This window comes from Neolewinella antarctica (assembly GCF_011927835.1).
GTDB classification, from domain to species: Bacteria; Bacteroidota; Bacteroidia; order Chitinophagales; family Saprospiraceae; genus Neolewinella; species Neolewinella antarctica.
In genome coordinates, this window is the sequence record NZ_JAATJH010000006.1 from 73928 (window position 1) to 98512 (window position 24585).

General features: G+C 56.3%; 21 protein-coding genes. 10 read left to right on the forward strand and 11 right to left on the reverse strand.

The window, feature by feature from the left end; genetic code table 11:
• The first annotated feature begins 138 nt into the window (after window positions 1–138).
• Window positions 139–666 carry a hypothetical protein gene (locus GGR27_RS16020; RefSeq protein ID WP_168039164.1) on the forward strand — a complete coding sequence of 176 codons (528 nt, stop codon included), beginning with the start codon at window positions 139–141 and terminating at the stop codon, window positions 664–666.
• 168 nt (window positions 667–834) lie between these two features.
• Here the strand turns inward: GGR27_RS16020 and GGR27_RS16025 are convergent, their stop codons facing one another.
• Entirely contained in the window at window positions 835–1338 is a 504-nt protein-coding gene (locus tag GGR27_RS16025; RefSeq protein ID WP_168039166.1) for a hypothetical protein, read from the reverse strand.
• A 653-nt stretch (window positions 1339–1991) separates the two neighbouring features.
• Here GGR27_RS16025 and GGR27_RS16030 point away from each other — a divergent pair.
• On the forward strand, window positions 1992–2276 hold the full coding sequence (locus GGR27_RS16030) for a hypothetical protein (protein ID WP_168039168.1): 285 nt from the start codon (window positions 1992–1994) through the stop codon (window positions 2274–2276).
• Complete coding sequence (locus GGR27_RS16035) at window positions 2266–2679, forward strand: hypothetical protein (RefSeq protein ID WP_168039170.1); 414 nt, start codon at window positions 2266–2268, stop codon at window positions 2677–2679. The genes GGR27_RS16030 and GGR27_RS16035 overlap by 11 nt, the downstream gene beginning before the upstream one ends.
• Before the next feature lie 221 nt (window positions 2680–2900).
• On the opposite strand, the gene GGR27_RS16040 is transcribed toward GGR27_RS16035, so the two are convergent.
• Complete coding sequence (locus GGR27_RS16040) at window positions 2901–3242, reverse strand: hypothetical protein (protein ID WP_168039172.1); 342 nt, start codon at window positions 3240–3242, stop codon at window positions 2901–2903.
• Between the two features lie 976 nt (window positions 3243–4218).
• Between GGR27_RS16040 and GGR27_RS16045 the strand changes: the two genes are divergently transcribed.
• The 3 genes from GGR27_RS16045 (at window position 4219) to GGR27_RS16055 (ending at window position 9886) form a co-directional block, all read left to right on the forward strand.
• The gene (locus GGR27_RS16045; protein ID WP_168039174.1) at window positions 4219–6015 is read left to right on the forward strand and encodes a hypothetical protein; all 1797 of its coding nucleotides are present in this window, start codon (window positions 4219–4221) and stop codon (window positions 6013–6015) included.
• Window positions 6016–6116: 101 nt separating this feature from the next.
• Entirely contained in the window at window positions 6117–8117 is a 2001-nt protein-coding gene (locus GGR27_RS16050) for a hypothetical protein (protein WP_168039176.1), read from the forward strand.
• 185 nt (window positions 8118–8302) lie between these two features.
• On the forward strand, window positions 8303–9886 hold the full coding sequence (locus tag GGR27_RS16055; RefSeq protein ID WP_168039178.1) for a ThuA domain-containing protein: 1584 nt from the start codon (window positions 8303–8305) through the stop codon (window positions 9884–9886).
• 178 nt (window positions 9887–10064) lie between these two features.
• Here GGR27_RS16055 and GGR27_RS16060 read toward each other — a convergent pair whose 3' ends face one another.
• Window positions 10065–10529, reverse strand: coding sequence for a PPC domain-containing DNA-binding protein (locus GGR27_RS16060; RefSeq protein ID WP_209037966.1), 465 nt, complete (start codon window positions 10527–10529; stop codon window positions 10065–10067).
• A gap of 237 nt (window positions 10530–10766) precedes the next feature.
• Here GGR27_RS16060 and GGR27_RS16065 point away from each other — a divergent pair, with 237 nt between their 5' ends.
• A complete protein-coding gene (locus tag GGR27_RS16065) occupies window positions 10767–11735 on the forward strand; it encodes a DUF6624 domain-containing protein (RefSeq protein WP_168039180.1) in 969 nt (322 codons plus the stop codon).
• Window positions 11736–12234: 499 nt separating this feature from the next.
• On the opposite strand, the gene GGR27_RS16070 is transcribed toward GGR27_RS16065, so the two are convergent.
• Window positions 12235–13320: a hypothetical protein gene (locus tag GGR27_RS16070; protein ID WP_168039182.1), complete on the reverse strand. Its 1086-nt coding sequence runs from the start codon at window positions 13318–13320 to the stop codon at window positions 12235–12237.
• 407 nt (window positions 13321–13727) lie between these two features.
• Here GGR27_RS16070 and GGR27_RS16075 point away from each other — a divergent pair, with 407 nt between their 5' ends.
• Window positions 13728–13943 carry a VF530 family protein gene (locus GGR27_RS16075; protein ID WP_168039184.1) on the forward strand — a complete coding sequence of 72 codons (216 nt, stop codon included), beginning with the start codon at window positions 13728–13730 and terminating at the stop codon, window positions 13941–13943.
• Between the two features lie 96 nt (window positions 13944–14039).
• Here GGR27_RS16075 and GGR27_RS16080 read toward each other — a convergent pair whose 3' ends face one another.
• The 4 genes from GGR27_RS16080 to GGR27_RS16095 all read right to left on the reverse strand — a co-directional run bounded on the left by GGR27_RS16080 (window position 14040) and on the right by GGR27_RS16095 (window position 17756).
• Window positions 14040–15488, reverse strand: a complete 1449-nt coding sequence (locus GGR27_RS16080; protein ID WP_168039186.1) for a hypothetical protein — start codon at window positions 15486–15488, stop codon at window positions 14040–14042.
• Window positions 15481–16038 carry an RNA polymerase sigma factor gene (locus GGR27_RS16085; RefSeq protein WP_168039188.1) on the reverse strand — a complete coding sequence of 186 codons (558 nt, stop codon included), beginning with the start codon at window positions 16036–16038 and terminating at the stop codon, window positions 15481–15483. The genes GGR27_RS16080 and GGR27_RS16085 overlap by 8 nt, the downstream gene beginning before the upstream one ends.
• A gap of 246 nt (window positions 16039–16284) precedes the next feature.
• On the reverse strand, window positions 16285–16584 hold the full coding sequence (locus GGR27_RS16090) for a DUF3817 domain-containing protein (protein ID WP_168039190.1): 300 nt from the start codon (window positions 16582–16584) through the stop codon (window positions 16285–16287).
• Between the two features lie 212 nt (window positions 16585–16796).
• A complete protein-coding gene (locus tag GGR27_RS16095) occupies window positions 16797–17756 on the reverse strand; it encodes a lipid A-modifier LpxR family protein (RefSeq protein WP_168039192.1) in 960 nt (319 codons plus the stop codon).
• A gap of 145 nt (window positions 17757–17901) precedes the next feature.
• On the opposite strand from GGR27_RS16095, the gene GGR27_RS16100 reads away from it, so the two are divergent.
• A complete protein-coding gene (locus tag GGR27_RS16100) occupies window positions 17902–18642 on the forward strand; it encodes a glycosyltransferase family 2 protein (protein WP_168039405.1) in 741 nt (246 codons plus the stop codon).
• Window positions 18643–18831: 189 nt separating this feature from the next.
• Here the strand turns inward: GGR27_RS16100 and GGR27_RS16105 are convergent, their stop codons facing one another.
• The 3 genes from GGR27_RS16105 to GGR27_RS16115 form a co-directional block, all read right to left on the reverse strand.
• A complete protein-coding gene (locus tag GGR27_RS16105) occupies window positions 18832–20343 on the reverse strand; it encodes a S1C family serine protease (protein WP_168039194.1) in 1512 nt (503 codons plus the stop codon).
• 417 nt (window positions 20344–20760) lie between these two features.
• Window positions 20761–22137 (reverse strand): histidine--tRNA ligase, encoded by a 1377-nt coding sequence (hisS, locus tag GGR27_RS16110; RefSeq protein WP_168039196.1) that lies wholly within the window; start codon window positions 22135–22137, stop codon window positions 20761–20763.
• Between the two features lie 240 nt (window positions 22138–22377).
• The gene (locus tag GGR27_RS16115) at window positions 22378–23730 is read right to left on the reverse strand and encodes a tetratricopeptide repeat protein (RefSeq protein ID WP_168039198.1); all 1353 of its coding nucleotides are present in this window, start codon (window positions 23728–23730) and stop codon (window positions 22378–22380) included.
• A gap of 271 nt (window positions 23731–24001) precedes the next feature.
• Here GGR27_RS16115 and GGR27_RS16120 point away from each other — a divergent pair, with 271 nt between their 5' ends.
• The gene (locus GGR27_RS16120) at window positions 24002–24193 is read left to right on the forward strand and encodes a CsbD family protein (protein WP_168039200.1); all 192 of its coding nucleotides are present in this window, start codon (window positions 24002–24004) and stop codon (window positions 24191–24193) included.
• Window positions 24194–24585 lie beyond the last annotated feature (392 nt).

A 24585-nucleotide genomic window follows, 5' to 3' on the forward strand; every position in this document is an offset into this window, starting at 1 on the left:
GATGGAGCTACACCGACGCAGTCGGCAGCATAGCTGGGGCCCCTCAGGGCCATTGCACTCTCGATCCCGATCCCGATCCCGATAGCTATCGGGATCGGGGCCGCGCAAACAAATTGCCACGAATACTATTCCCTAACCATGCTAAAATTCCTTCCCCTACTCTTTCTCCTAAGCATCCTCTCCTGCGACGGCAACACCAAAGCCCGCAAGGCCGCCCGTGGGGAAAACTTCGTCCCCGACCCTAACTATCTATTCTTCACGAATACCCGCCAGCAGCAGTACCGGCTCGTCTCCGCGGGCGAAGCGGGCAACTACTTTACCCACGACGACCTGCTTAACTCCGACGCTGCCCTCGTGCCCGTCATCCACGACGACTGGCTCGACGACCGCGCCTACCTCCAACTGCACACCCGCAAAACCGGCGCATCACCCACGCCCAGCGGGCCCATCGAACTGCTCATCACTTCTCCCACCGGCGACAACCAAGTCACCCTCCCCGCCAAACCGGACGCCGCCGCCCTCGGCCAACTCGACAACCACCTGAGCACCAACCGGCCCGTTCGGATCATCCTTGGCCAGGACACCCTCGACGCCTTTCCCGGCCTGGCCCGCGAGCAAGCCCGCGAAGCCATCTTCGACTACCTCCGCCTGATTGATCAGAAATAAGTCAAAAACACAATTACTTAACGAGCGTCCAGCACCTAACGTCTCTCCTCTTTTCTGTCCTAAGCAAGATCCCAAACAGTAAACGGTACACATCACCCATTTCTCCGCAATTCCGTTACCCTTCCCTCCTGCTTCTTTCCTCTTTATTCTTACCTCTTTCCTCCCCCTTCACCCCCCAATCCGCCGCCACCCAAACCGAATGGCAAACAACAAACCAAAAAACACCAGTAGCAAGTAGTGGAACGGGATGGCCGTGAAACCAATGAGCCGGAACCGGTCGAGCCCGTACAGAATTAACATCGTGGCCACGATCATCATCACCATCCCGCTCAGTCGCCCGAAGCCGGGTAGGGTATCGATCTTCACGCTCCGCTTGACGATGAAAAACGTGAGTAGCATGCTCGCGATGGGTAAGATCTGGAGCAGCAGGTTTGTGTTCAGGATAGTCTCCCGGTCAAAGAACCAGCGGTAAGCGGTGTACGCAACGGAAAGAATGGCGGGCACCGCCACCAGGTAAACCAGCGTGCTGAACAGGTAATTCCACGGCGGCAGGTGGCCTTCCTCCCGTTCCATCCAACTGGCCAGCAGGGCGGCGAACGGAATGAGGAGGAAGTAAAAAAGCACGTGCGCCGGGTAGCTGTTGGCGTAGTGTAAAAGATCGGCGAGCGTCATGGCGGCGAAGATAGGGCTACGCGTTCATCCTTCTTCCTGCCACCCATAGGTCGAGGGCCTCCGGCCCGAATACAACACGCGCCAATTCTTCCCGCCTAACGTTCGGACCAGAGGTCCTCGACCTAAGATGATTCAGTAGCATTTAACCTCCGGTCTAAGATTCCCGGCCCGAGCAAGCAGTACGGCGCAGCAATTCACCCGTCAAAAGTACAGGCCGAGGGCCTCCGGCCCGAATGCAACACGCGCCAATTCCTCCCGCCTAACGTTCGGACCAGAGGTCCTCGACCTAAGATGATTCGGTAGCATTTAACCTCCGGCAAAAGATACCCGGCCCGAATAAGAAGTACTGCGCTGTAAATCACCCGTCAAAAGCATAGGCCGAGGGCCTCCGGCCCGAATGCAACACGCGCCAATTCTCCCTGCCTAACGTTCTGACCAGAGGTCCTCGACCTTAGGTAATTCAGTAGCGTTTAACCTCCGACTAAAGATCCCCGGCCCGAGCAAGCAGTACGGCGCAGCAAATCACCCGTCAAAAGACAGCTTAAAGCAGTTTGCTGCGTTTACCTCCCGACCTTATTTCCGTCAACAACAAAATTACCCAATTAAGCGACCGACCTTCGCGTCTTCGGTCAAATCTCCAAAACCAATTGTCCTTGTTACCCAGGCTAATCTTCTTTCTACTGCTCCTCACCACCTTTTCCGCCTGCAACACGGACGAAGAAAAAATAAACGTCCGCCTCACTATGGAGGAGCGCACCGGTCTCGACGCCCGCATCCTCGGTCATATGGACACCCTCCGCCCCGCCCTGGAAGCCTACTGTGCCGACACCCAGGCTGACCGCGTTGCCATCGCCACCGACAGCATCATTCAACGACGACTGGAAGAAGAAGCCCGTATGCGCGCCCGCCTCCCGCAAAATCTGCGCGATGACCGCTAAGCGACTTCTCGTGCTGCTGTTGCTGTCGCTCGCCGTCTGGGGCTGTAAGGACCGCAACCCCGACAGCACCGCCGAAATTCAGCTCCGGTTCGACGAGCGCATCGCCCGCCTCACCGAGCGCATCACCGGTGATTGCCAAAAAGACGTCCTCGAACTCGCCAACGCCCGCGCCGACAGCCTCCTCATTCAACGCGCCCGCCGGATGCGCAGAATCGAGGGGCGACCGCCGCGGCCGAACCGCCCGGGCGCGCCACCGGTCAGAGAATTGTCGGCACCCCTTCCCCTGCGCCCGCTGTTCCCCTTCGAAATTCGGTTCGATACGCTACTGCGCGACTCGCTTTATTTAGATTCTTTGCGTTTGGATAGTACGGATCGTATGCTGCTGCGGCCGGAGATCGGGTAGGCCGCCAGCCGGCTAGTCCGGTAGGGGTAGGGGTGCTGCTTTTTAGCCGCGGCCGCAGGTGCCGGGGGAATTAGGAGAAAAGCAAGGAAGGTGGGGCGGAAGCAGCAACCTTTTCCGTGCCTTCGACTACCAAACTTACCCCAACGCGCACGAAAAAGCCCCGCACGAATTTAATCGTACGGGGCCCGACTCACTGGGTTAGCTAGGTGATTCGCGCTAACTTAGGCACGCGCACCACGACCGGTACGGTCACCGAAACGGTCGTTGAAACGCTCACGCAGCTTTCTCAGGTACTCCTCCCAATCGAAGCCACCGTCGTCATCATCGGCGGTATCATCGCCACTGGTCGAGCTGCAGGAGACGGAGATGCTGGACGAAGCGCAATCGTAAGTGTCGATTACCTCACCGTCAGCCGTAACGGTAACGACACCGTTACTGATCGAAGCACTTACGCCGGAATCCTCGTAAGTCCGGACGCCACAGTCGGTGGTTACCGTACAGGCTGCGTTAGCAGCGGTCGCAAGGCTCACGAGGAGCGCTGCGGTTAAAAAGAATGATTTCATAAAAAAGGAATTTAAAAGTGAGGATACTATGAAGTGCATTGGTTTAGTCTTCAGAAACTAATATCCTCGGGTGGTTAAGAATAGCCGACGAACGATCTTGTCCTGACAACAGTTGTTCACCACAATCAGTACATGTGTAATAGTCCGTTGAGCGACTCCGGGCTGTTAAAGGAATTTTTTTAAGAAAATTATTATGTAGGCAAAATGTCCAAATACCGGAATATATGTTCCTATATTGTTATTTTATACAAAAATTTATGCTGCATATTTTGTATTTGGCCAAATAATTATTTGCGCACCGCCCGAAGGGGGTGGGGCATTCGGAACAATGTTCCGCCGCTTCATTTTTCGCTACTGCGCTTCAAGTTTGGCCACTTTGCTCAATCGCTGCCCGCTTCCTGTCGTCACGGCCACTTACGGTTTGTTTCTTGATAAAATGCCTAAAAATTAAATCTTACGGATGCGGGTTCGGGACGAAATAATACAATCATTAATCTTTCTCCCACGCCTGCGTTAATACCCGCTGTTGCACGTGGCACCCCTCGGATTGGGCGACTAGCCACCAACTTTTCCGTGATCAGTTTTGCGGTAATTTGCTGAAGGAGCGAACGCTTGGCGCCGTCTTGTCGGGCGCCCGAAGAGGAGGAGCACGGCGTGGGCCGCTAAAAGGAGTTTAACGAGTGTATATAATAGGTCTTGGGATGCTAGATTGAACAACCGTAGAGAACGGTTCGAAAATCCATAATGCTTAGCGGATCATAAACTCATCGTTTGTATTGGGTTGGGTTGGTCATCCAGATTCTCTGCTTTGGGGAGCAAACTTTTTGGTATCTGCATCCGCGCGCCATGCCTAGTTAGCGTGGCTACTGCTCTGTTTAAATGTTAACGTATTAGTATAACTAAGATAAACTCGTTATCTTCCAACCCCTATTAAACTTTTACACCTTATTCACGACACCTAAACCTTAATACACCTATGCGTAGTCTGCTACTCTACCCAGCTTTATTCGCCCTAGTCATCCTGAGTGCCTGCCGCGAAGACGGCGTCACCACGAACACCATCACGGGAGACCTCCCGACCCCCGCCATCACGACAACAACCCTTTCCGTAGTCACGGCGGAGCGGCCGGGCAACAACCTCACCGACGCTTCCATCTCCGGCCTCAGCACCGCGGCAAAGGTGAACCCCGACGGCTCCATTACCATCCAGGCCAATCAGTTGGACCCCAACGGCACGGCGGTGACCGTGACTAAACCCGGCTTCTGGCCCGAGAATCGCCGGCTGCTGCCCGCGGGCGAAGGCGAACTGCGGGAAACCTTCGTCATGGAGCCCAAAGTAAAGGCCGGCGAAATCAACCCCTCCACCGGCGGAACGATAGAATTAGGCGATAACTTCTCCGTCAAGCTACCGCCTAACACCATCGTGACCACCGAAGACGGCACCCCCTTCACCGGCGCGGTAGAAGTGTTCGTGAACCACGACGCACCCGAAGACGCCGACGAAATGCTCAACAGCGCCACTAACTTCTTGGCCCGGACGGCCTCCGGAGAAATGGCCGCACTGGAAAGCTACGGCATGATGGACATCGCCCTCCAGGCGGCGGACGGTACCCCCCTTAAGCTCGACGGCAGCACCCCCGCCGAAGTACGCATGCCCATCAAGGCCGCGACCCAGGCCAACGCTCCGGACGAAGTGCCTTTCTGGGTGCTCAGCCCCGAAGGTTTCTGGCTTCCCGACGGTGTCGCCCGTTTGGCGCCCGGCTGTTACGTAGTCTACATTACTACTAGTTCCACCTGTAACATCGACGTACCGCACCCCGTCACCCGTATCTGTGGCCGCTTCGTCGACCCCAACGGGCTTCCCCTGACGCACACCCCCTTCTTGGTGAACCTGGAGGGTGGCATGAGCGTCTCGGCCGCCCGGGTCGATTGCGAAGGCTATTTCTGCGTGGACGTGGCGGCTAACGTCCCACTCGTTTTTAACGTAACCGACCCCTGCACCGACGAAATTTTTGTGTTCGCCCTTGATCCGGTGGACCCGAATACCTCCCGCGATATCGGCGAGATTACGGTTGACCTGACGAACCCGGTCTTCGTCGCTACCGTACGTGACTGTAGCGGATCGGCGTTACCGGATATGGACAAAACTGAAATCTGGGTTGGCGGCAACGGTGGTAACGACGGAGAATACTTCGCCCCCACCGGCGACGGCACCACGGTGATCAACCTGATCGACTGTAGTGGCGACGACCTGTTCGTACAGGCCTTCACCAATGACTACAAGGCATCCTCCCGCGTCGTAAAGCGCTCCGCTGCCGAAGACACACCGACCGAATTCATTCTCTGTGGAGAATTGAGCGCCAATGAATACATCGACGTAACGATTGGTGGCGTCAAGGTGCCGATCACGGAATTAGTACCGATCTACTGGCCGGATAACGGCTCGTTCGACTGGCTCGTCCGCGCCGCTGGTGAGTTCGAAGGAGAAGAATACAGTCTCTTCCTGCAGTTTGCCGAACCTCACGAAGGAACTTTCTCCAACGAAGAAGCCTCCGCCGCCATCTACCGTCTCCTCCCCGGGCAGGCGTACGGTGAAGGACGCGTGTACGTCAACCCCAAGCAGAATTTGGGTCTTCAGGGCATCACCCTTTCCGACGACGGCATGACGTTCGAAGGCGCGTTCGACGCGAAGATGAACTTACAGAGCGACGTCGATAACTCGGTCGAGAAGGTAGGCGTAGCCGTTCAAGTAAGCTTCCGTCTGGAGCTATGATTCCGGTAGGGAGCACAGCCGCTCTACTCACCACGGTAAGTGGCAAGATGATTTCGACGGACAAGTCCAGTTGGCGGAAGACGACATACATCCCGGTGTCGTTGCGACCACTACTAACGTTTGCGTTAGTAGTGGTCGCGTCGTTGGGCTTGTCCGCCAATACCGTTGAATACGCCTCTACTAACTCAGACATTGAGCACGCGGCTCGTGTATTCCAAGATACCGTCCCGCCAGTACCCCGGCCCAAACTTCCCAAAGCACCGATCCGCACCACCGCCACCGAAGCGCAGCGAAATCGCGCCGGCGTCCTCATCGAGCACACGCGGTTGGGAATACCCGCACCGGAGCCTGGCGACGTTCAGCGCCGAATTGATGAACAAACACGGAAAGCCGACGAACGGAAGGCAGCGGAACAAGCTGCCCTCGCCGACCGTCTGGAGCGCCGCCGCCAACGCCTGGAAAAATTGCGGGGCGAGGCGTACGATGACACCAACTTTGACAAACGAAAGCTAGCTCGCCGATCGCGCGACGCCCGTAAACGTGAAAAAGCACTCGCCAAACGTGAAGCCGAGCGCGTGGTGCGCGAAGCGGAGCGGGCCGAGCTAATGGCTAAACGGGAAGCGGAACGCCTGGTGCGCGAAGCAGAAAACGCCGAATTACTCGTGCGGCAGGCTAAAGAAAGGGCCGAAAAAATGGAACGGCAACGCATCGAAGCCGAGCGTGCCGTCGTCGCCGCGGCGGAGCGCGCCGAGAGAGAACGACGGGAAGCCACCCGCCGCGCCGAACGCACCCCGCCGCCCGTAGCAGCCGCCCCCCGTCCAGTCGCCACCCCAAAACTCACGCCGCTGGATAAGGCGCGCCTAAAACAGCTACGCACCGAAGCGTTCGCTATGCAAAGAATAGAAGCTGCCCGGCGGAAAAAAGCCGCCCGGGCGGCCCGGTTTGCTTACCGGGCGGCCAAAGGAGAACGTCAGGCGGCCCGCAGGCAAGCCGCCCGGGATGCAGCCGCGGCCCGTATGGTCCAACGCCGCATGCGCAAGGAAGCACTCGCACAACGTCGTGCTGGAAAGGCCGAAAAACGTAGACAACGTCTGGCTATCCGCGCGCAGCAAAAAGCGGACCGTGCCCAACGCGGCGCCGCAAGGGCACTCGCGAAAGCGGAAAGGCGCGCGGCAAACAGGTTGCGTAAGGCGGCCCGAATGGCCGCCCGCAACAACCGCAACGCCGACCGCCTGGCCGCACGGGCCGCCCGCAAGGCCGACCGTGATCTGCGTCGCGCCGGTAGGTTAGCAGCCCGTGCGGCCCGCCGCGCCGACCGGATGGCCAGGAGAGCAATTCGCCGCGCCGATCGCTACGCTCGCCGCGCGATCCGCAGAGCCGCCCGCATGGCTCGCCGCGAGGCCCGTCGTTTGCGCCGCGCTAAGAACCCACCTTACTGGACGGCCGAGCCCGCCATCGCCATCGGTTTGCCCGCCCGTTCCGGTGGGTCCAGCGACGAGAAATCATTGGAAGCCATCACCATCCAGGCCCTCGCGGGCTACCACTGGGCCGCCAAGGGGCTCAGCGTGCGAGCCGGCCTGGCCGCCAGCGTGATTAACTCAAAGGTGTCGGACAAGTCCACACAGACCGAAACCATTACCCGAACGGGGGTCGTTCAGATTATTCAGAATCCGGATGGCTCGCGCACGGAGATCATGGGGCCGATCCAGGTACCGCAGACGACCACCACGGAGGTGCGCTACTATAACCGGCTGAACAGCATCGACTTCCCCCTGCTGGTGGGCTACCGAATCAAGGGTAACCGGTACGGGCTGCTGGTGGAAGGCGGCCCGAGCTTTAATTTGTCGAGCGGTGGGGAGGCCCACGTTCGGGAAGGAGAAGGATTTCGGTCGGTGAGCGGTGGGCACTTCCTCGGCCGTCGGCCCGGTATCGGTTTCCTGATGATGGCGACGGGCGAGTACAAACTGAGCGAGCAGAGCGCAATTACCGCCGGCTTGCGGTTGCAGTCGTTCGGGGGGGCGTTTGAAGATCCGGAAATTAGCAGTAACGGAACGCGGGTGAGTACGCTGAGTTTGGTGGTGGGGTACCGGGTGCGGTTCTGACGAAAGCCGGTTTCCGTGGTATTTACGCTTATCCGGTAAACTACCTGGCACCCGCCCCGATAGCTATCGGGGCGCCCATCAGCTCAAGGTTATTTCACCGATAAATCTAAGATCGGTAGTAAGTGAGAGAAAAGCCCGAGTGCATTCCTTGGTTTAGTGGCCGTCTTAAGCCTATCCTTACTGCTATGAATATTCGCCGCTATCCCTTTTTGCTCTGCCTCCTGTTACTACCCGTGTTGATGAATGCCCAACGCGCCACCTTTCAGTCGGACACAATGATGACGGCCAAAAGCCTGCTAGTCTTCACGAAGACCGCCACGTTTCGCCACCCGTCGATTACCGAGGGCGTGGCGGCGCTGTACCAGATGAGCCGCGCGCAAAACTGGACGATGACCGTAACCGAAGACGCGTACCACTTTACGGACGCTAAACTGCGCAGCTACGACGCCGTCGTTTTTCTCAGCACGACCGGCGACATCCTGAACGACGAGCAGCAGGACGCCTTCGTTAAATACGTCAACAACGGCGGTGGCTTCGTCGGCATCCACGCCGCTTCCGACACCGAGCACGACTGGCCCTGGTACGGCGGGCTCATCGGCGGGCAGTTCAAGCACCACCCGAAGGTGCAGGAGGCGCACCTCAACGTCCACCACGAAACCCGGCACCCGGCCGTGGCCCACCTTGGCCAGGAATGGGTGAAGGAGGACGAGTGGTACAACTTCAAAAACCCGATCCCGAACAACATCAGTGTGCTGCTCGACCTCGACGAAAGTACCTACGAAGGCAAGCAAATGGGTGGCTACCACCCCATTGCCTGGTACCATTACTACGAAGGCGGCCGCGTTTTCTACACCGGCCTCGGGCACACGGCGGAGACGTTCGTGCAGCCCGATTTCGTCACCCACCTGCGGGAGGGCATCCGCTGGGCTACCGGCCTGACCGACGTGGAACTAGCGGAAGAATGGACCGATTTACTGGACCCAACCTTCAGTCAGTGGGACAAATTTATCGGCGTGCCGCACACGTCAGTCGCCCTACCGGACAGCGTGCCACGCAGCAAGGATGGCCGCAGTGGTATTCCGCTCGGCCTGAACAACGACCCGCTCGATGTCTTCACGATGGTGCGCCAGGACGACGAGGACGTGCTGAAGGTGACGGGCCTCGTCTACGGCGGCCTGACGAGTAAGCAGGAGTACGAAAATTACCACCTCCAACTTCAGTTCAAGTGGGACGAAAATAAGTACGAACCCCGTCTGGAGCGTAAGCGGGACAACGGTTTGCTTTACCACTGCACGGGCAAGCACGGGGCGTTTTGGAACGTCTGGATGCGCTCGCTGGAGCTACAAATCCAGGAGGGCGACATGGGGGATTTCTACGCCCTGGGCGGTGCCAACGCCTACGGTACGAGTGATTCGACCCACCAGAAAAACAAGGGTACGTTCATTGCGGATGGGGACCGGAGCGGCTACGGCGGTGCCTTCAACGAAAGTAAGTTGGCCCGATCAGTGGATGCGGAACTCGCCCACGGCGAGTGGAACACCATCGAGCTGTACACAATCGGCGACCGGGCGGTGCACGTGGTGAACGGCCAGGTCGTCAACGCCATCGAGGGCGCTTTTGAGAATATTCACGGGGAGGCGCGGCCGCTGGTGCGGGGGAAGTTACAGTTGCAGAGCGAGGCGGCGGATGCTTATTTCCGGCGGGTTCGGATTAGGCCGTTGGTTGAGTTTCCGGCGGCGGTATTGGCGGGGGCTGGTTGGGGGGATTAGTCTGTTGGTCCCATATGCTTTTACACACTCGATGAGTTCCAAAATTTTTGGCTTCATTGCCGCGCGATGATGCCCAAAAGATGCATCCGATGAGAACAGTAGGAGTGAGCTTAGTATTGAATTAACTAGCTCACTATTTTCACGGTACTCGCGGGTCTGAAATTAACTCATAGCTGTGCTATCGTGGATCAACCCGTAGTTCTTTGTAGGGTGTCGAACCATCGTTGGCGCGCTGGAATACGTGATCCAGGCTTTCACCGATCACGATCTCGGCGGTAGTGTAGACTACGTTGCCGTCCAGGAGGTGGCCACCGGTGACCCGACCGAGGCTGTCGCTGACGCTCACGTGCAAGTGGGTACCGTGGGTGCTGACGAGACCAACGAGACTGACGATTTCGAAGTGCCCGGTACCGGTCGTTCCGGCGGGAGCGTTGGCGAAGCGGAGGTGCCAGTCGGTGAGGCTGCCGACGCAGGTCTGGACGAAGCCGGCTTCGATGCCATTACGTTCGACATAGGCCTGGATTTCTTGTTTGAGATCCTGGCCGGGGAGGAGGCGGAGGGCGTGGATTTTCATGGGGGCGGGGGTGGGCGTGCAGTTGCTCAGGGCTAGCATTAATAATATCAGGAGCGGGAATCGGTGCATATGAGCGAAGGTAGGGGGGGGGATTTGGTCAATGGGTTTTGGTCCGGAGTCTTAGTCTCCTGATGCGATAACAATTATACTGGTCGTACGCATCCGTCCGGTAGTGAAATGGTGCTCCGTGTTTCTTGTTCCCATCGACCAAGGTTTCGAGCCGTCGGTTTCACCAGCCACGCTAAAAGTAATCCGTAAAAACCCCTAACTTCGAAGGGTGAAATCCCACCCCTAAACCCCACACCCATGCGCAGTACCTTCCTCACCCTGCTCCTCCTAACCATACTTGGCACCGGCGTCCGCGCCCAGAACTTTAGCTCGACGGACCCGGCCTACGCCGAAAACGTCACCCTTGGCGAGGCCAAACTCATCGCGGCAGAATACGATAGCTGCCTGGTGTACTACGCCACGGCCTTCGCGATTAAGTCCACCAGCTTTCTATCGACCATGCGGGCGGCGGCCTGCGCCCACTCCGCCGGTGAGTCGACCTTGCGCGATATTTACCTGGATCACGCCTTTGGCCTGAGCCCGGACGGTGCAGCGAGTGTATTCAAGTCGTACGACGAGTTTGCGTATTTGCAAGAAACACCCTTCGCGGGGCTCGTGGAGGAGCGCTTCGCCGTCGCTTTCCCGAATTTCAACCAGCGTTTGGCGGACACACTAGCCGAGGTGCAACGGACCGATCAGGAGCAGCGCGGTCAAATGAGCACGGTCGGTGATCAGTACGGCTACGAGTCCCCCCAAATGGATTCTTTATGGGCGATCCAGAACTTTTCCGATTCCGTGAACACGATTTACGTCACTAAGCTGATCGACTCGTCGGGGTATCCCGGTAAATCCATAGTGGGTGAACAAGCAGGAACGGCTTTTTTGGTAATTCAACACGCCGATCTGGGGGTCCAGGAAAAGTACCTTCCCGTGCTACGGAGCGCCGCCGAGGCTGGAGAACTTAATTACCGCTCTCTTGCCTTACTCATCGACCGAATCGAGCAACGCAATGACCGGCCGCAGATTTATGGTAGCCAGGTAGGAAGAGATACGACGACGGGTGACTTCTACTTTTTTCCCATCGCCGAGCCCTACAAAGTAGATAGTTTGCGCGAAACCGTCGGGCTTGGGGCCCTGACGGATTATGCGAAGAGGTGGAACTTTAGTTACGACCCGGCGGCGCAAGTAGCCCGGCAAGAGGCGGCGACTAAGGTGAATAAAGATTAATTTTGGGAAAGGAATTAAATCGATTTGATTTATTGGCTATATGTCTTCAGGAGTGATTGGTCGGTGGAGCCGGTGGTCTAAGTCGAAAAACGGGTGCGCGGTCGCGGGTGCGGTGCCGGTGGGAAGGAAGCGGGGGGGTTCGGGTGGCCCCCCTAGGTTCTCCCACATCCCCATCTTTACTGCCAGCTGATGTTACGCAGATTATTTCGCCGCATAGCACGAAGTACTGCGAAGCAAAACACAAAAGCACAAAAATTGGTGTACGGCTGCGCCGTAGCACCATTTACTTACTCTTACGTGTTTTTGTGTTTTTGTGGCATAATCCGGTTACGTAAGGTCCGTTACCTGTACACCACTTGCTTCGTACCCTACTCAATTGGACGGCTAAATACCATCCTTTTAGTTTTAATCCTGGCTTCCGCCTTAACCCGGCACCCGCGACCGCGCCCAACGCCCCAATTCCAATTGTTCTTGACGTAGCGCAGCCGCAAATTTTGCCCTACGTGCCCAAAACTTCCTGCATCTTCCTTACCGCTTCGATGGACTTACCGTGCGGAATACGATTTTGCCCCTCGTCAAAATCCCACAAGCCACAATTCGAATAATCGTTCAGGTCATCCCAGTCGGGGCGGTCGATTACGGGATAAAGACAAATACCGGAAAAATCAGCATTAGCCCGTCGTAAGCGTTGGCACTCCTCCGTGATCTCTTCCAGCCAAACCGGGCGGTTATCGCCAAAGTGCCCCGTTTCGGAGAGAAAGAAGGGGCGGCGGTACCGCTCGTAAGCCTGTTGTAACATCTCCGCTAAGGGCGTGCGAACCTTTTCGCCGATTTCCGGCCAGGTCAGGTGCTTGGCGCCGTCCATCCACTGCCCGTCGTAGTAGCAATTAAAGCCCATCACGTCGAGGTAGCTTTCCTGGCCACCCAGTTCGGGGCACATCCGACCGCCAATAATGTCCGCCGCCTGGAACTGGTCATTGTTGAGGTTGGCAACGTGGGGCGGGCTACTGTGCGCACCGGGGTGGACGCGAATCAATGGCTCAATGGTCATGATCCGGCAGGAAGGGTCTATCTCCCGCAGGGTGCGAATGCCCGCGATGGCCGCCCGGCAAAGGTGCCACTTCATATCCCACCCGGAATTGGTCGCGAAGGGAACCGTCCCGCGCACGTCGCCGCTGTGCCAGGACAAGAAACTAATTTCGTTGATCGGACAAACGAACAGTGTAGCGGTAGTTTGCTGGCGGTAGAACTGCGCGAAGGCGGCACACAGCGCGACGAAGCGGGCTTCAAACTGGGGGTGAGTGGGGATGAGTCCATCGGGGTAACCGAAATGACATAAATCCCACAATATCTGTACCCCCGCGAGATCCGCGGCGTGCATGCGGTTAGCAACCTCCGAAAAGTCAAAGACGAAAGGACTCGTCTCCACCGCGCTCCACACCACGCCTTCGCGCACGGTACGAATACCGAGCTCGGTAAGTAGTCGGTAATCTTCGAGCGCCCGGACGTCGTGACCCGTTTCTCTTAATAGATTAATTCTAACCCCCGAACGGTTTTTCTTAAGTGGGTCGCAAGGGGCAGGCACTGCGTGATCCGCCGTCCGAAAAAGACGACGGGGGTTACGCTCACTTGTAATTATACAGCGCTAAATCCAAGTATCCACAACTACGCACCTTCGTATGCCACCGTAACCTTAACTAAGGATGCATTATACCGTAGAGCGCACAACGGGACGTTTTCAAATCGAACGCTTGGAGGGCTCGAAATCCTTCGCTACGCTTTGGTTTCGAGACGCTCCAAGGTTCCAATATCTTATTTGAGGACGCTTAGAGCGTTCGGGGGAGAGGTCTAGTAGTATGACAGTAGAGTATTAAGGATAGCTGATTCAATGACAAATATTCTGTTGGCGTTGCTTAGCTTGTGCCGTCGTTTAGTTTTAGGAATAGTAACATAATTGATATTTTACTTACTCGCCATTTACACCAGGAGACAATGCAAATTAACAATCCACTGCACGGGGTAAAGCTCGCCGAAATAGTAAAACACCTGGAGAATAAATATGGCTGGGAAGAACTGGGTGAGCGAATTAACATCCGTTGTTTTACGGTAGACCCGTCGGTAAAGTCCAGCCTGAAGTTTCTACGCAGGACACCCTGGGCCCGGGCGAAAGTGGAGCAGTTATACTTAGCGTCGGTTAAAGGGCGGTAGCCCCACGATCCAGCTCAGGGTAAAGATCTCACGTAGGTCAGTAAACGTCGGTGGTCCGACGCTCGTACGGACGGCCCACTCAACCCCCGCTACCGCCTACCGCCCAAAGACATAATGCACGTCCAACCCCGCCGCAATGGGCACCGATATGTCTATATTCGTCGGTACCAGCCCCGCCGTAACGCCCACCCGCAAACGCCGACCGAGTTGCCCCCGCACGCCCACCTGTAGCGAAGGGAAGATTTTGGGGGAAATATCTCTCCGGGCAATCGTCTGCGTACGCCGATCCTGGAGGTGCGTCGTCCCCTCCGCGCCACCCACGAAGTAGCGTCGCTGGATGTTGCGGGACGCGACGGGGACATTAGCGTTCACGCTGATCCACGGCTGGTAGCGGCGGCTGCGGAGGAAGGTGAAGCCAACGGTAGTGGTGACCAGACTGTATTTTGCTTGCTCGTCGGAGGCTAGGTAGTAGAAGTTTTCGTCGCTAGTACTCAGTGACTGGGCGAACTTGACGTTGGAGCTCCGGTCGTTCAAAAGAGCGTACCCGACGCCGTATAGTAAGCCACCGCCGGTCTGCCGGAGCAGGTGAACTTGGTGAATGACGTTGAACTGATTGCTGGTTGACTCTTCGGTAGCCACGTAGTGCAGCGGGGTGGCCACCCCATCGATTACCGCGTCGAATACGGTCGTAGCTTCCGGCGTCCGGCTCCAGCGGCTGGCGGACCGGTTCGCGGTGGAGTAAAGGCCCAGAGCGGTGGTGCCGACCATCCAGTAAGCGCTTTTCTGCTTCACGAATTGTTGATTATTCAGCTGCCAGGCTTCCGGGTCGTACTCCGGCGCGTGAATGCCCGCGGAAGCGCCGGCTATTTTTGCAGTGAGCGTAGAATCGGCACTGGATACCGCTAGTCCGTGATGGGTCGGTAGGTAGGGCGCCGGCGGGAAGCCGGTAGAACGGGGCGTCGTGGCTGGCTCGGGTGGGTAAGCTGGAGCAGAGATTTGGGCCTGGTCGGTGGTGGTTGCGGGCTGAGTGTAGGCTGGTGGGTAAACTGTCGGACGTGCCGGCGGGCGCGTCGGTGTAAGGGTTGGGTTAGGTGTAGTTCTAATCGGTCCGGTGGCGGCGTTCGTAGCCGTGACGCCGGGTGCAGTGGGTGAGCTGCGGTCGTTTGAAGAATTAGTTAAGGATAAGTCTGCTTCGGAAAGTATCACCGATGGGTCGGTATCGTCGGAAAGGGTAGTGCCCACCCTCGTCAGTGGGGAAGCGTCGGTCCGGTCGGTATTTGCCGTTGGGAAGGTCGCTTCGCTGCGCTTGGTAACGGACTCGGCATCTACGTCCGCGCCCCTTTCCGCCAGTGCGAACCAGCCCAGTGAAAAGAAAAGGATCGCGGCCGCCAGAATCGCCGGCGGCCGCATGAACCATGATTTTCCGGGCCGGGGAGCGGAAGCTCCGGCGAGCGCGGATCGGACCCGCTCAAATCCTTCGCCAGTTGCCGCCACGGGTTGTTCACTGTGGCTACTGGCCCTGAGTTGATCCTCTAGGTTATCCATTAGAAAACTGTTTGTCAATTAAAAAATAGGGAGGTGCTAATTGCTGGACGCGTTTACGGGCTTTAAAAAGATTAGATTTTGAGGTCCCCACGGAGATGCCCAGTATCTTGGCAATCTCCGGGTGGGTGTGGCCTTCCAGCACGAATAAATTAAAAACTAGCCGGTAGCGCGGCGGTAAATATTGTAAGAGGGCGTATAAATTCTGGGTGTTAAGTTCTTGTTCGGCGAGGTTAGTCGCCGGCTGGGGCAGCAACAGGTTGGCGTGGTCCCAAACACTTTTCTTCCGCCGGCCCGCGTCGATCGCCGTGTTGATGATCACGCGGCGGAACCACGGTTTGAAGTGGGTAACGGCGCCCTTACTTTCGAGGTGGCGAAAGGCCTTGACGAAAGCATCCTGCAGCACCTCCTCCGCTTCCTGCCGGTGGCTGCAGTAGTGGAGGGCAACGTTGAGTCCGTAGGGGAAACTACGTTTGTAGAGTTGGTACTGCGCGGCGGTGTCTCCCCGAGCTACCGCGGCCACGACGTTCCGCCATTCGGGGGTGCAATCCATCTTGGTCTTGGGTTAGGGGCAAAAGATTTTTGGCGTTGGACCTCCGAGCGTGCCGCGGATAAAGCGGGGAAACGCAAGTGAAGTTAAAACGCGGCGTTGCTGCATGGTGAGTAAGTTAAGGTTATAACTGTTGTCACTCACCCCACGAGAATAAGGTAGTGGGGGGTTGCCCCGTCGCATAATTTATTTTTTCGGCCGGCGGTCCCCCCAGTGTGAACCTGGGGTAGCGACCGAAATAACGCACGCCTATTCTTCCAGTAACTTACGATCCGCCACGAAAGTCCCAAACGGAATGATCGCCGCCAGCCACAACAGTAGTAGCTTCCACACCGGCCATTTTTGCCGCCAGGCGAAGTACACCGCACCGGCGCAGTACAGCAGGAAAAGACCGCCGTGGACCATGCCGATGACCTTGTTGGGGCCCGGCGTATCGGCCAAATATTTCAGTGGCATGGTAATGCCCAAAATAATGAGAAAGGAAACCCCTTCGATGATGCCGAGGCGACGGAAGTAACCAAAATTAGTGGTGGGAGAGTTTGCTAGCATGGAACAAAGATCTGGCCTTTGGGTGAGGTGAATTTCGGCCCCACGTCAATTTATGTCCGGTACGCGCCACGAGCGGGCGGGTCGGCGATCGGTCCGTAGCGGGGCCCATGAGCCAACCGAGTTATTCGCGTTTGTCAGTGCGTTGCCGTATCCGGTGTAGGTGGATGATGGGCGCGGGCGCGGGTGCCGAGTAGGTACGGAAGAGGCCAAGCTTACCAGTACCACCGAGCTCCGATTACGCCGTACGCATGGTTCTTTCCGCCCCTAAACTCCCGCGTTAGCTGCACCACGGAAGCTTCCAGCCCGACCCGCCCCCACCGCGCCGTGGCGAGAAACGACCAAGCCCCCACCAACCGCGCCGGCCGCACCACCCCCCGAAACCGCTCGTCGCGGTTCAGGAGCCCTCCGGAAAGCGTCGCGTTCCAGCCCACCGCCCGCACGTCGCCCCGCACGCCGAGCTTTACGTGCCGAAGATTTGTTACCGACCCCACAAGGAAGTCCGCACCCACGCCGGTCGTCAGGTCGGTAAAGAGCGTCCCGGCACGGGCTTTGGCGTAGGTACGCAGGGCGTAGCGTGGGTGCACTGACCAGTCTTTGTCGAGACCGTAGCGGGCGTTGAGGATCAGGTCCGGCTTCACCTCGTTCGACCAGCCGGGCAACTCGTCGGCGAAGTCGACCATGTTGTGAAAAACGGTTTGGAGTTTCCCGCCGCCGGAATATTTTCCGAGGACGCCGGCGGTGAGGCCCCAGTCGGTAGTGAGTTCGCCGGGGTGGTCGGTGCTAACGCTTCCCGGTGAGTTAGTAGTAGACTGCCCCCTATCCACCGTCAGGTAGCTGGCGAAAGGACGGTCGTTCGGGAGGAGATCGGTACTAAGGATGTCGCGGGGCGTGAACGTCGCCTGCTCGACCAACCAGGATCGCCGGTGGGTAATCGATTGAATTTCGCTCCGCTCCCGGCGTATGTTGCTGTACTCGAACCCCGCGCCGGCGGTGTAGTACTGATCGGTCCTGACGGGTAGGATGAATACGTCATTAGCCGCCCAGGCGCGGAGCGAGCGTTCGGTCGTTGGCCCCATCTCCTTGCTCTTCCCCCCGTGACCCGGCACCTGCGCCAGCGCCAAAACGGGCAGCAGACAGCAGTAAAACAGGGCTTGCGTGAAACGAAACAGCATGCTCGAATGGATAATGACGGTGGTGCTAAACTCAGGACTAAGATAAATACATTTGCGGTTAAATCAGGGCTGGGTACGTTGAAGGATTAGTTAAGATTTGCAAACCCCGTTCGCTACCGAGGGGGATTTTATCTTTACGGCCACGATGTACAAAGACAAAAAAGTAGTGGTGGTCATGCCGGCTTACAACGCCGCCCTGACGCTCGAAAAAACTTACCGCGAAGTCCCCCGCGATCTGGTCGACGAAGTGATCCTCTGCGACGACGCGAGTAAGGACGATACCAGCGCGCTGGCCCGGCAGCTAGGTGTCGACCACGTCATCACCCACCCCCGTAACCGGGGCTACGGCGGCAACCAGAAATCGTTGTACAACAAGGCCCTGGAGATCGGTGCGGACATCGTCATCATGGTGCACCCTGACTATCAGTACACGCCATTACTGATTCCCACGATGTGTAATGTGATCGGTGAGGGCCTTTATCCGGTCGTCCTGGCCAGTAGGATACTCGGTAAGGGCGCCCTCAAGGGTGGCATGCCTTTGTACAAATACGTCGCCAACCGCTTCCTGACGGCCACGCAAAATCTGCTCGTCAACTACAAACTCAGCGAGTACCACACCGGCTACCGCGCCTTCAGCCGCGAAGTGCTGGAAGGCATCGACTTCAACGCCAACGACGACGATTTTGTCTTCGACAACGAAATGCTCAGCCAGATTATCTACCACGGCTACGACATCGGCGAGGTGACCTGCCCCACGAAGTACTTCGACGAGGCTAGTTCGATCAACTTTGCGCGGAGCACGAAATATGGGTTTGGCGTGCTGCGGGTCAGCATTATGCACCGCTTGAATAAGTGGGGGTTAGCTGACTCAAAAATTTATCGCTGATGTTTGGTGGATACTGCCTGCGGCAATCGAGTGTATTCAGCGGGCCGAGGTAGCGCGGCTGCCGGATACAATGATGATTTGGAGAAACTGCTTAACGAAATGCTAGTTTTTAATAAAAGAAGCTCCGTCTGTCTCTACTGGACGGACGGAGCTGATTTTATAAAGTTAGGGTAGTCAAATATCCTATACTTACTGCTTTACGTGAAGTTGGTCGGTAATCTCGTACGCCGGAATACCGAAGCCTACGCCCTCGATGCCGTAACCTTTGAGTTTGGCGCTGACTACGCCAAGTAGCGCACCGTCCTTGGTGATGATGGCACCACCACTGTTACCGGAATTGACACTCGCGTCGGTTTGGATCAGTTTGCCGCCGTTACCGGAGTTCCTAACTCCGGAGATGATACCCCGGGAGATCGTCTGGGAAAGATCCGACGCCGTTGGCGTACCGATTACGTAAATATCGGTTGCGATTGGAATGTCCTTATCGGCGCTAACACGGAAGGGCTGCAGGCCGCTAGCTTCCACTTTGAGTAAGGCGAGGTCATAAACCTTGCTCGCGCGGATTACCTCGAAAGGGTATTCCGTGCCGTCGCTCATGATGACTTTGCTATCGTCTAATTCGGAAATGACGTGGTAATTCGTGATTATGTATCCATCCTGCCCAACGACAAATCCACTTCCGTGCCCTTTCCGGTGCTTGATGGTAACGGAAGAAGCGAGGGCCTCACTCACGTTGCTTACGTATTGAGTGGCGGGCGCAAGGGTCAGGTCGGCGAGCGATTCATCCTTGGCGTCCTCATCGATGGTAATCAGCTTTTGTACTTCTTGCTTACCCATCAACGTTAGTAATCCGCGTTCGGTAGCATCTTTGGTAGCTAGTAAAAATCCTTTGTTACCGTCTTTCACTACAAATTGGCCGGATGTGGTGTTGGTCGTGAACTCCGCCACTGATTTGCGATAGTAGTCCAGGAGATCCCACTTTATCTCCATGTTCACGAAAATCATACCGCCGCCCTTGTCGCTGTTTTGCACTACGTTCGTCGTAATGGTCTTAATCGTCGCGTCAACGTACATATCGTTGAGATAATTAGCGGTGATCGCGCGCCCGGAGGTGTCGATAAAACCACGCTCTACAAGAATTTCGTTGAGCGCATCAGAAAAAATCGTGTTGTCTAGCTTGATGTCTTCAGCATCATCAACGACTTTGGATTTCTTATCGTCTTCTCGTCGCAAGAACTGACGATAGGAGCGGAAATAAACCGAACGAATGTCATCCGCGGCAAGCTCCACGCTGGTGGTATTCACCCGAAGGTTTTTAGTAGTATTTGAACCATTCTCGAAGAGTTTGACGCGTTTACCAATGGTTACTTTCGAGGGGTAATTATACGCTTTAGCTCCCCGGTCAACATTAGTCCCCATTACGATTATCCAGGGGTCGGATGTATGGCCGAGCGCATTGCGTTTGTAAAGCATGACGACCTCGTTCTCATCCTGGAAGCTCTCCCGCTGAACGGTGATTTGCGTCGGAACGTGGCTGCGGAGGATGAGGTATTTTCCTTTCTTTTTTTCGGCGGGCTCACCATTAACGAGAACCTTGTCACCTTTGCCTGATTTGATCTCTACTTTCTGGTATCGACTACCAAAAATGGAAGCGCAGGAATTGAGCGCGAGGGAAAATAAAAGTAATATGATTAAACGCATTTTGTGTTGGGGTTATGTAGATTGGAAAGATAGCTTAAGTGAGATCGGAAGAAAACAACGTTGCTCGGACTGGTGATTAGCCACCTACGGTGCGTAGACGCGCAGTTTCAAGCAATTTGTTGTAATAATTGATCTCTAATTTTTATGATTGGGGAAATAGCACTTAATGGTTGTAGTTAGAGTTTGGTGCTGATGATTGACAAGTCGTTTCCGGACAGAATTGATAAGCAACGTATAGTTGCCTGTTGGCGACAAGAATCAAAGGCTAGCGCAATTATGAATCAGTGTGTGTTCAGTTTAATGATTTTCCGAGTCCGCGGTGGAAGAAATCCAGCAATGACGTACCACAAACATACTACATGTGAATCGAAAAAGGTATTTTCAACTGGATACTAATCGGTCCACTAGCTTAGCTCATCACAAGTTTAGCTCATCTATTTTATGTTGGTCACCGCTATTCATCGTCTTAACCGAATATTTTCCCGTCTTAACCTCTTCGCTCCCAATAATCACCACCTTCGGTACCCCCCGCTGATCCGCATACTTCATCATCTTATTCAGCTTGGCGGCGCTGGGGTACAGATCGGCGTGCACGCCGCGGGCTCGCAAGCGACTAACTAATCCGAAGCCGTGCTCCAGTGCTGCGTCGTCCAGGCAAACCAACAGGTACTGCAGATCTTCCGAAGCGTCCGCCGGGAATAGATTTAATTCTTCGAGGACGTCATAGATTCTTTCCGCACCGAAGCTAATACCGACCCCGGGCATGTTCTTCATACCAAATATGGAGGTCAGATCGGCGTAGCGACCGCCGCCGGCAATGGAACCCATCTTAATGTTCCCCTGACCGGGCGCGTCGGTGTCGACGGCGACTTCATAAATGGCGCCGGTGTAGTAATTAAGGCCGCGGGCGAGGGTGACGTCGAATTCGATGCGGTTTTTTGTTCCCCTCTCCTCCGGAGAGGGGTTAGGGGAGAGGTGCTTTTTAATCAACCGAAACGTTTCCTGCAATTCGGCTATTCCTTGCTTGCCCACCTCGCTGTCCGCGAGTAATGGGGCAACGTCGTCCAGGTTAGAAGTTTTCAGGAACTGGAGGATCACGTCCACGGCACCCGCGTCCGCGCCCCTTTCTTTGAGTTCCTTTACGACGCCGTCTTCCCCAATTTTATCCAATTTGTCGATGGCGATGGTCATATCCATCATGTTGTCGGCCATACCGGCTATCTCAGCCAGGCCAGCGAGGATTTTCCGATTATTTAAACGAATTACGGCTTTAAGCCCGAGTTCCGTAAATACCGCGTCGAGCAATTGCGTTAATTCCGCTTCGTAGAGCAAGCTGTCGCTGCCCACCACGTCGGCGTCACACTGGTAAAACTCCTGGTAACGACCTTTCTGCGGCCGGTCGGCGCGCCAAACGGGCATGATGGCGTAGCGTTTAAAGGGGAAAGCCAAATCATTCTGGTGCATCACGACGTAGCGGGCAAAGGGGACGGTGAGGTCATAGCGTAAACCCCGTTTGGCAATTTGTGGGATTACTTTGTTGCTGTCCTTAGCCGCTAAATCCGCGGCGCTCGCTTTGTTCAAAAAATCCCCATTATTTAATACTTTAAATAACAGCTTGTCCCCTTCCTCGCCGTACTTCCCGGTTAGCGTGCGCAAATCTTCCATGACTGGCGTCTCGATGGGCTGGTAGCCAAACGTGCGAAAATGTTTCCGAATAATATCAAAAATATAGTCGCGGCGGCGCACTTCGGCGGGGAGGAAATCGCGGGTGCCTTTCAGGGTCGTGGGTTTCATGGGGGCGAAGGTAGAAGTTATTTGTTGGTGGGGCAACCGTGGAAGTACGCGGGTATTCATGCCACCCCGTCCCGCGTAGGACGACCTTTGACCACACGGAACACAGCGGTCACACCGACAACCCGATAGTAGCTACGTGCGAGCCATTTTGTAATGCACTTTGTGATCTTTGTGAACTGTGTGGCAAGAAAAAATCAAGTGAGAGCGATGGCCAATTGCGCCGCCAACTAACTTTCCTAATCAGCGCGCCAAAACAGCTTCCGCTTGCGCCCGGTAGGGATGGTCGGGCTGCGCAACGATGTCGCGCAACGTAGTGCTGGCTGCCTCCTCCCGCCCCTCGGCGAGGTAAGCCAGCGCCTCGTACCATTCGGCGAAAGGGTGATAATAATCCGAGGCCGGGATACGGTCGAACCATTCCAGCGCCCGCGAAGGCTGCTCCAGCGCCAGCGCCGAAACGCCCAGGTAGAGTGGCGCGGCGGGGTAGGCGTCCGCCACCGGTAGAAGCTCATCGTAGGTCGTCGCGTAATCCCCCCGGTCGTAGTAATAAAGGATGCGCTGTAAATCACGTTCGTCTTCGTCTTTGGGGTCCAGCCGCGCAAAGATATTCGGGAAGGGCTCGAAATTGGCGACGGCCCGGCGGTCCGGCGCGGCGGGGCCGAAAGTGCCGTAGGCCAGGTAGGCGAACGCGGCGATCAGCATAATGGCGAGGACGGTGGGGAGCGTGGGAAGGCGCAGGTCAGCGAGCCAGGTTCTTCTGCGCGAAAGCTGCACGTCTTTAGTTGGCGGCCTAATCGTTTTCGGATCGGTTGATTGGCCGGTGGAGGTGGTGCGTTCCTCTTCCCGTTGCAGTAGTTCCATCAGGTCCTGCCGGCCGGCTACCGTCAGGACCTCCGTCCAGTCTTCCCGTAAAGCCACCGCCTCGCGCAGTACTGAGTCGGTCGGCAGGCGTGCCTCCAACGCCCACCGCTCGGTTGTTTCGAGCTGGTTGGTGAAGTAGGCTTCGACCAGTTCATCGTCAGCCGGCGAGGGTATTTGCTCCGCTTCGGTGATGCCCATAGCCGCCCAGCTTTTGTGGGTTAGCAGCCGGTATTCGTTGATTTCGTTCTCTAGCTCGGTCAGGCCACCGGGGGCGTCCATTATCTGAGCCATCCGCGCGCGGTCGATGCGGTGGTAGTTGTCCATCAACAGTACTTCCCGCGGGCGCTTTTCCAGCTGTTGAAAGCTCGCCAGCATTTGCTGCTGCCGCGCACTGAGGCGGATGGGCAACGGGATGTAGTGCAACGGGCGTTCGTGCGTCCCCATCGCCAGGTCATCCCCCACTGGCATGGCGTTGCCCGCCAAAGATGTTTGAATGGGTTGGGGGTTGAAGTAGTAGCCGACCATCGCCTTGACGAAATCATCCGTTTCCCCGGCGTAGGGGTCCGTCGTGCGAATTGTCGCTTCGTACCACGCGATGAGGGCGCGGCGGTAGTTGGCCAGGCACGCGTCCTCCGGTTGGCGGAAGGTTTTGGTTGCCCAGCGGAGGAAGGAAGTTCGAAAGCCGGCGTAGTAGCGAGTGAGTTTGGCGAGGTGTTGGCCTTGTTGGGTACGCATTGAGGGGGCAACGTAAATTTTGGTGCCGGGGTGCGGGGGCTTGCCCGGTTGAAAGTGATTTTGCCGGAAAGGGTAGCCGTCGGTACCGGCAGGTAAGCATGCTAATCGGAGTTTCGTGCGGTACAAATACTTTTAAACAGAAGTGCCCAAACCGAGCGGTATCCTCGACGTGAAATCATGAGCTTCGGTATTTATTGTGCTGATAATCAGCTTAATGAGCCGAACATCGCTGTTTAGCTCGCGTTCTATCTTATAACTAAAATATAATAACATGAGCGCAACGAACGATAAGATCAAAGGCAACTGGAACGAACTCAAAGGCAAAGCCAAAAAGCAGTACGGCCACCTAACCGACGACGATATGACCTACACCGAAGGCAAAGAAGACGAACTACTCGGTAAACTGCAAAAAGCCCTCGGTAAAACGAAGGACGAAATTACCAGCTGGATCGATAGCTTGTAAAGACCGGTGAGGCATCCGTCCTCAACCAGAAAGCCCTCCAGTCAGATGATTGGGGGGCTTTCTATATTTTACCGCCGGGGCCGGCGGGATCACGGCACCCTCGGAGTGCGCGGTCCTGGGCGGTTAGTCCTGGTCGTGGCCGCCAGTCGAGCTATTTGGCGCGGTCGTAGATGCGGAGTATTTTTGTAAGGTGCCGTGAAAGGAAACCGGCCACGCGGAAAAGGGTGGGGTTCTTCCGCGAAAGATGGTCGGCCCGAACACTTAGCGAAGGAGAACGCGCGTTTGTTGGGATGAACGGACCAAAAAGGACGTGAACACCTATTTTCCGATTACAAAATACCCGTCAGTGCCACCAAATGGCTGGCGATTCCGTAACGAAGTGAGGTTATTCG

Bases quoted from the DNA above. Each gene is read 5' to 3' on its own strand.
- GGR27_RS16020 (WP_168039164.1), top strand. From the start codon at position 139: ATGCTAAAATTCCTTCCCCTACTCTTTCTCCTAAGCATCCTCTCCTGC.
- GGR27_RS16025 (WP_168039166.1), bottom strand. From the start codon at position 1,338: ATGACGCTCGCCGATCTTTTACACTACGCCAACAGCTACCCGGCGCAC.
- GGR27_RS16035 (WP_168039170.1), top strand. From the start codon at position 2,266: ATGACCGCTAAGCGACTTCTCGTGCTGCTGTTGCTGTCGCTCGCCGTC.
- GGR27_RS16040 (WP_168039172.1), bottom strand. From the start codon at position 3,242: ATGAAATCATTCTTTTTAACCGCAGCGCTCCTCGTGAGCCTTGCGACC.
- GGR27_RS16045 (WP_168039174.1), top strand. From the start codon at position 4,219: ATGCGTAGTCTGCTACTCTACCCAGCTTTATTCGCCCTAGTCATCCTG.
- GGR27_RS16055 (WP_168039178.1), top strand. From the start codon at position 8,303: ATGAATATTCGCCGCTATCCCTTTTTGCTCTGCCTCCTGTTACTACCC.
- GGR27_RS16060 (WP_209037966.1), bottom strand. From the start codon at position 10,529: ATGCACCGATTCCCGCTCCTGATATTATTAATGCTAGCCCTGAGCAAC.
- GGR27_RS16065 (WP_168039180.1), top strand. From the start codon at position 10,767: ATGCGCAGTACCTTCCTCACCCTGCTCCTCCTAACCATACTTGGCACC.
- GGR27_RS16075 (WP_168039184.1), top strand. From the start codon at position 13,728: ATGCAAATTAACAATCCACTGCACGGGGTAAAGCTCGCCGAAATAGTA.
- GGR27_RS16080 (WP_168039186.1), bottom strand. From the start codon at position 15,488: ATGGATAACCTAGAGGATCAACTCAGGGCCAGTAGCCACAGTGAACAA.
- GGR27_RS16085 (WP_168039188.1), bottom strand. From the start codon at position 16,038: ATGGATTGCACCCCCGAATGGCGGAACGTCGTGGCCGCGGTAGCTCGG.
- GGR27_RS16090 (WP_168039190.1), bottom strand. From the start codon at position 16,584: ATGCTAGCAAACTCTCCCACCACTAATTTTGGTTACTTCCGTCGCCTC.
- GGR27_RS16095 (WP_168039192.1), bottom strand. From the start codon at position 17,756: ATGCTGTTTCGTTTCACGCAAGCCCTGTTTTACTGCTGTCTGCTGCCC.
- GGR27_RS16100 (WP_168039405.1), top strand. From the start codon at position 17,902: ATGTACAAAGACAAAAAAGTAGTGGTGGTCATGCCGGCTTACAACGCC.
- GGR27_RS16105 (WP_168039194.1), bottom strand. From the start codon at position 20,343: ATGCGTTTAATCATATTACTTTTATTTTCCCTCGCGCTCAATTCCTGC.
- hisS (WP_168039196.1), bottom strand. From the start codon at position 22,137: ATGAAACCCACGACCCTGAAAGGCACCCGCGATTTCCTCCCCGCCGAA.
- GGR27_RS16115 (WP_168039198.1), bottom strand. From the start codon at position 23,730: ATGCGTACCCAACAAGGCCAACACCTCGCCAAACTCACTCGCTACTAC.
- GGR27_RS16120 (WP_168039200.1), top strand. From the start codon at position 24,002: ATGAGCGCAACGAACGATAAGATCAAAGGCAACTGGAACGAACTCAAA.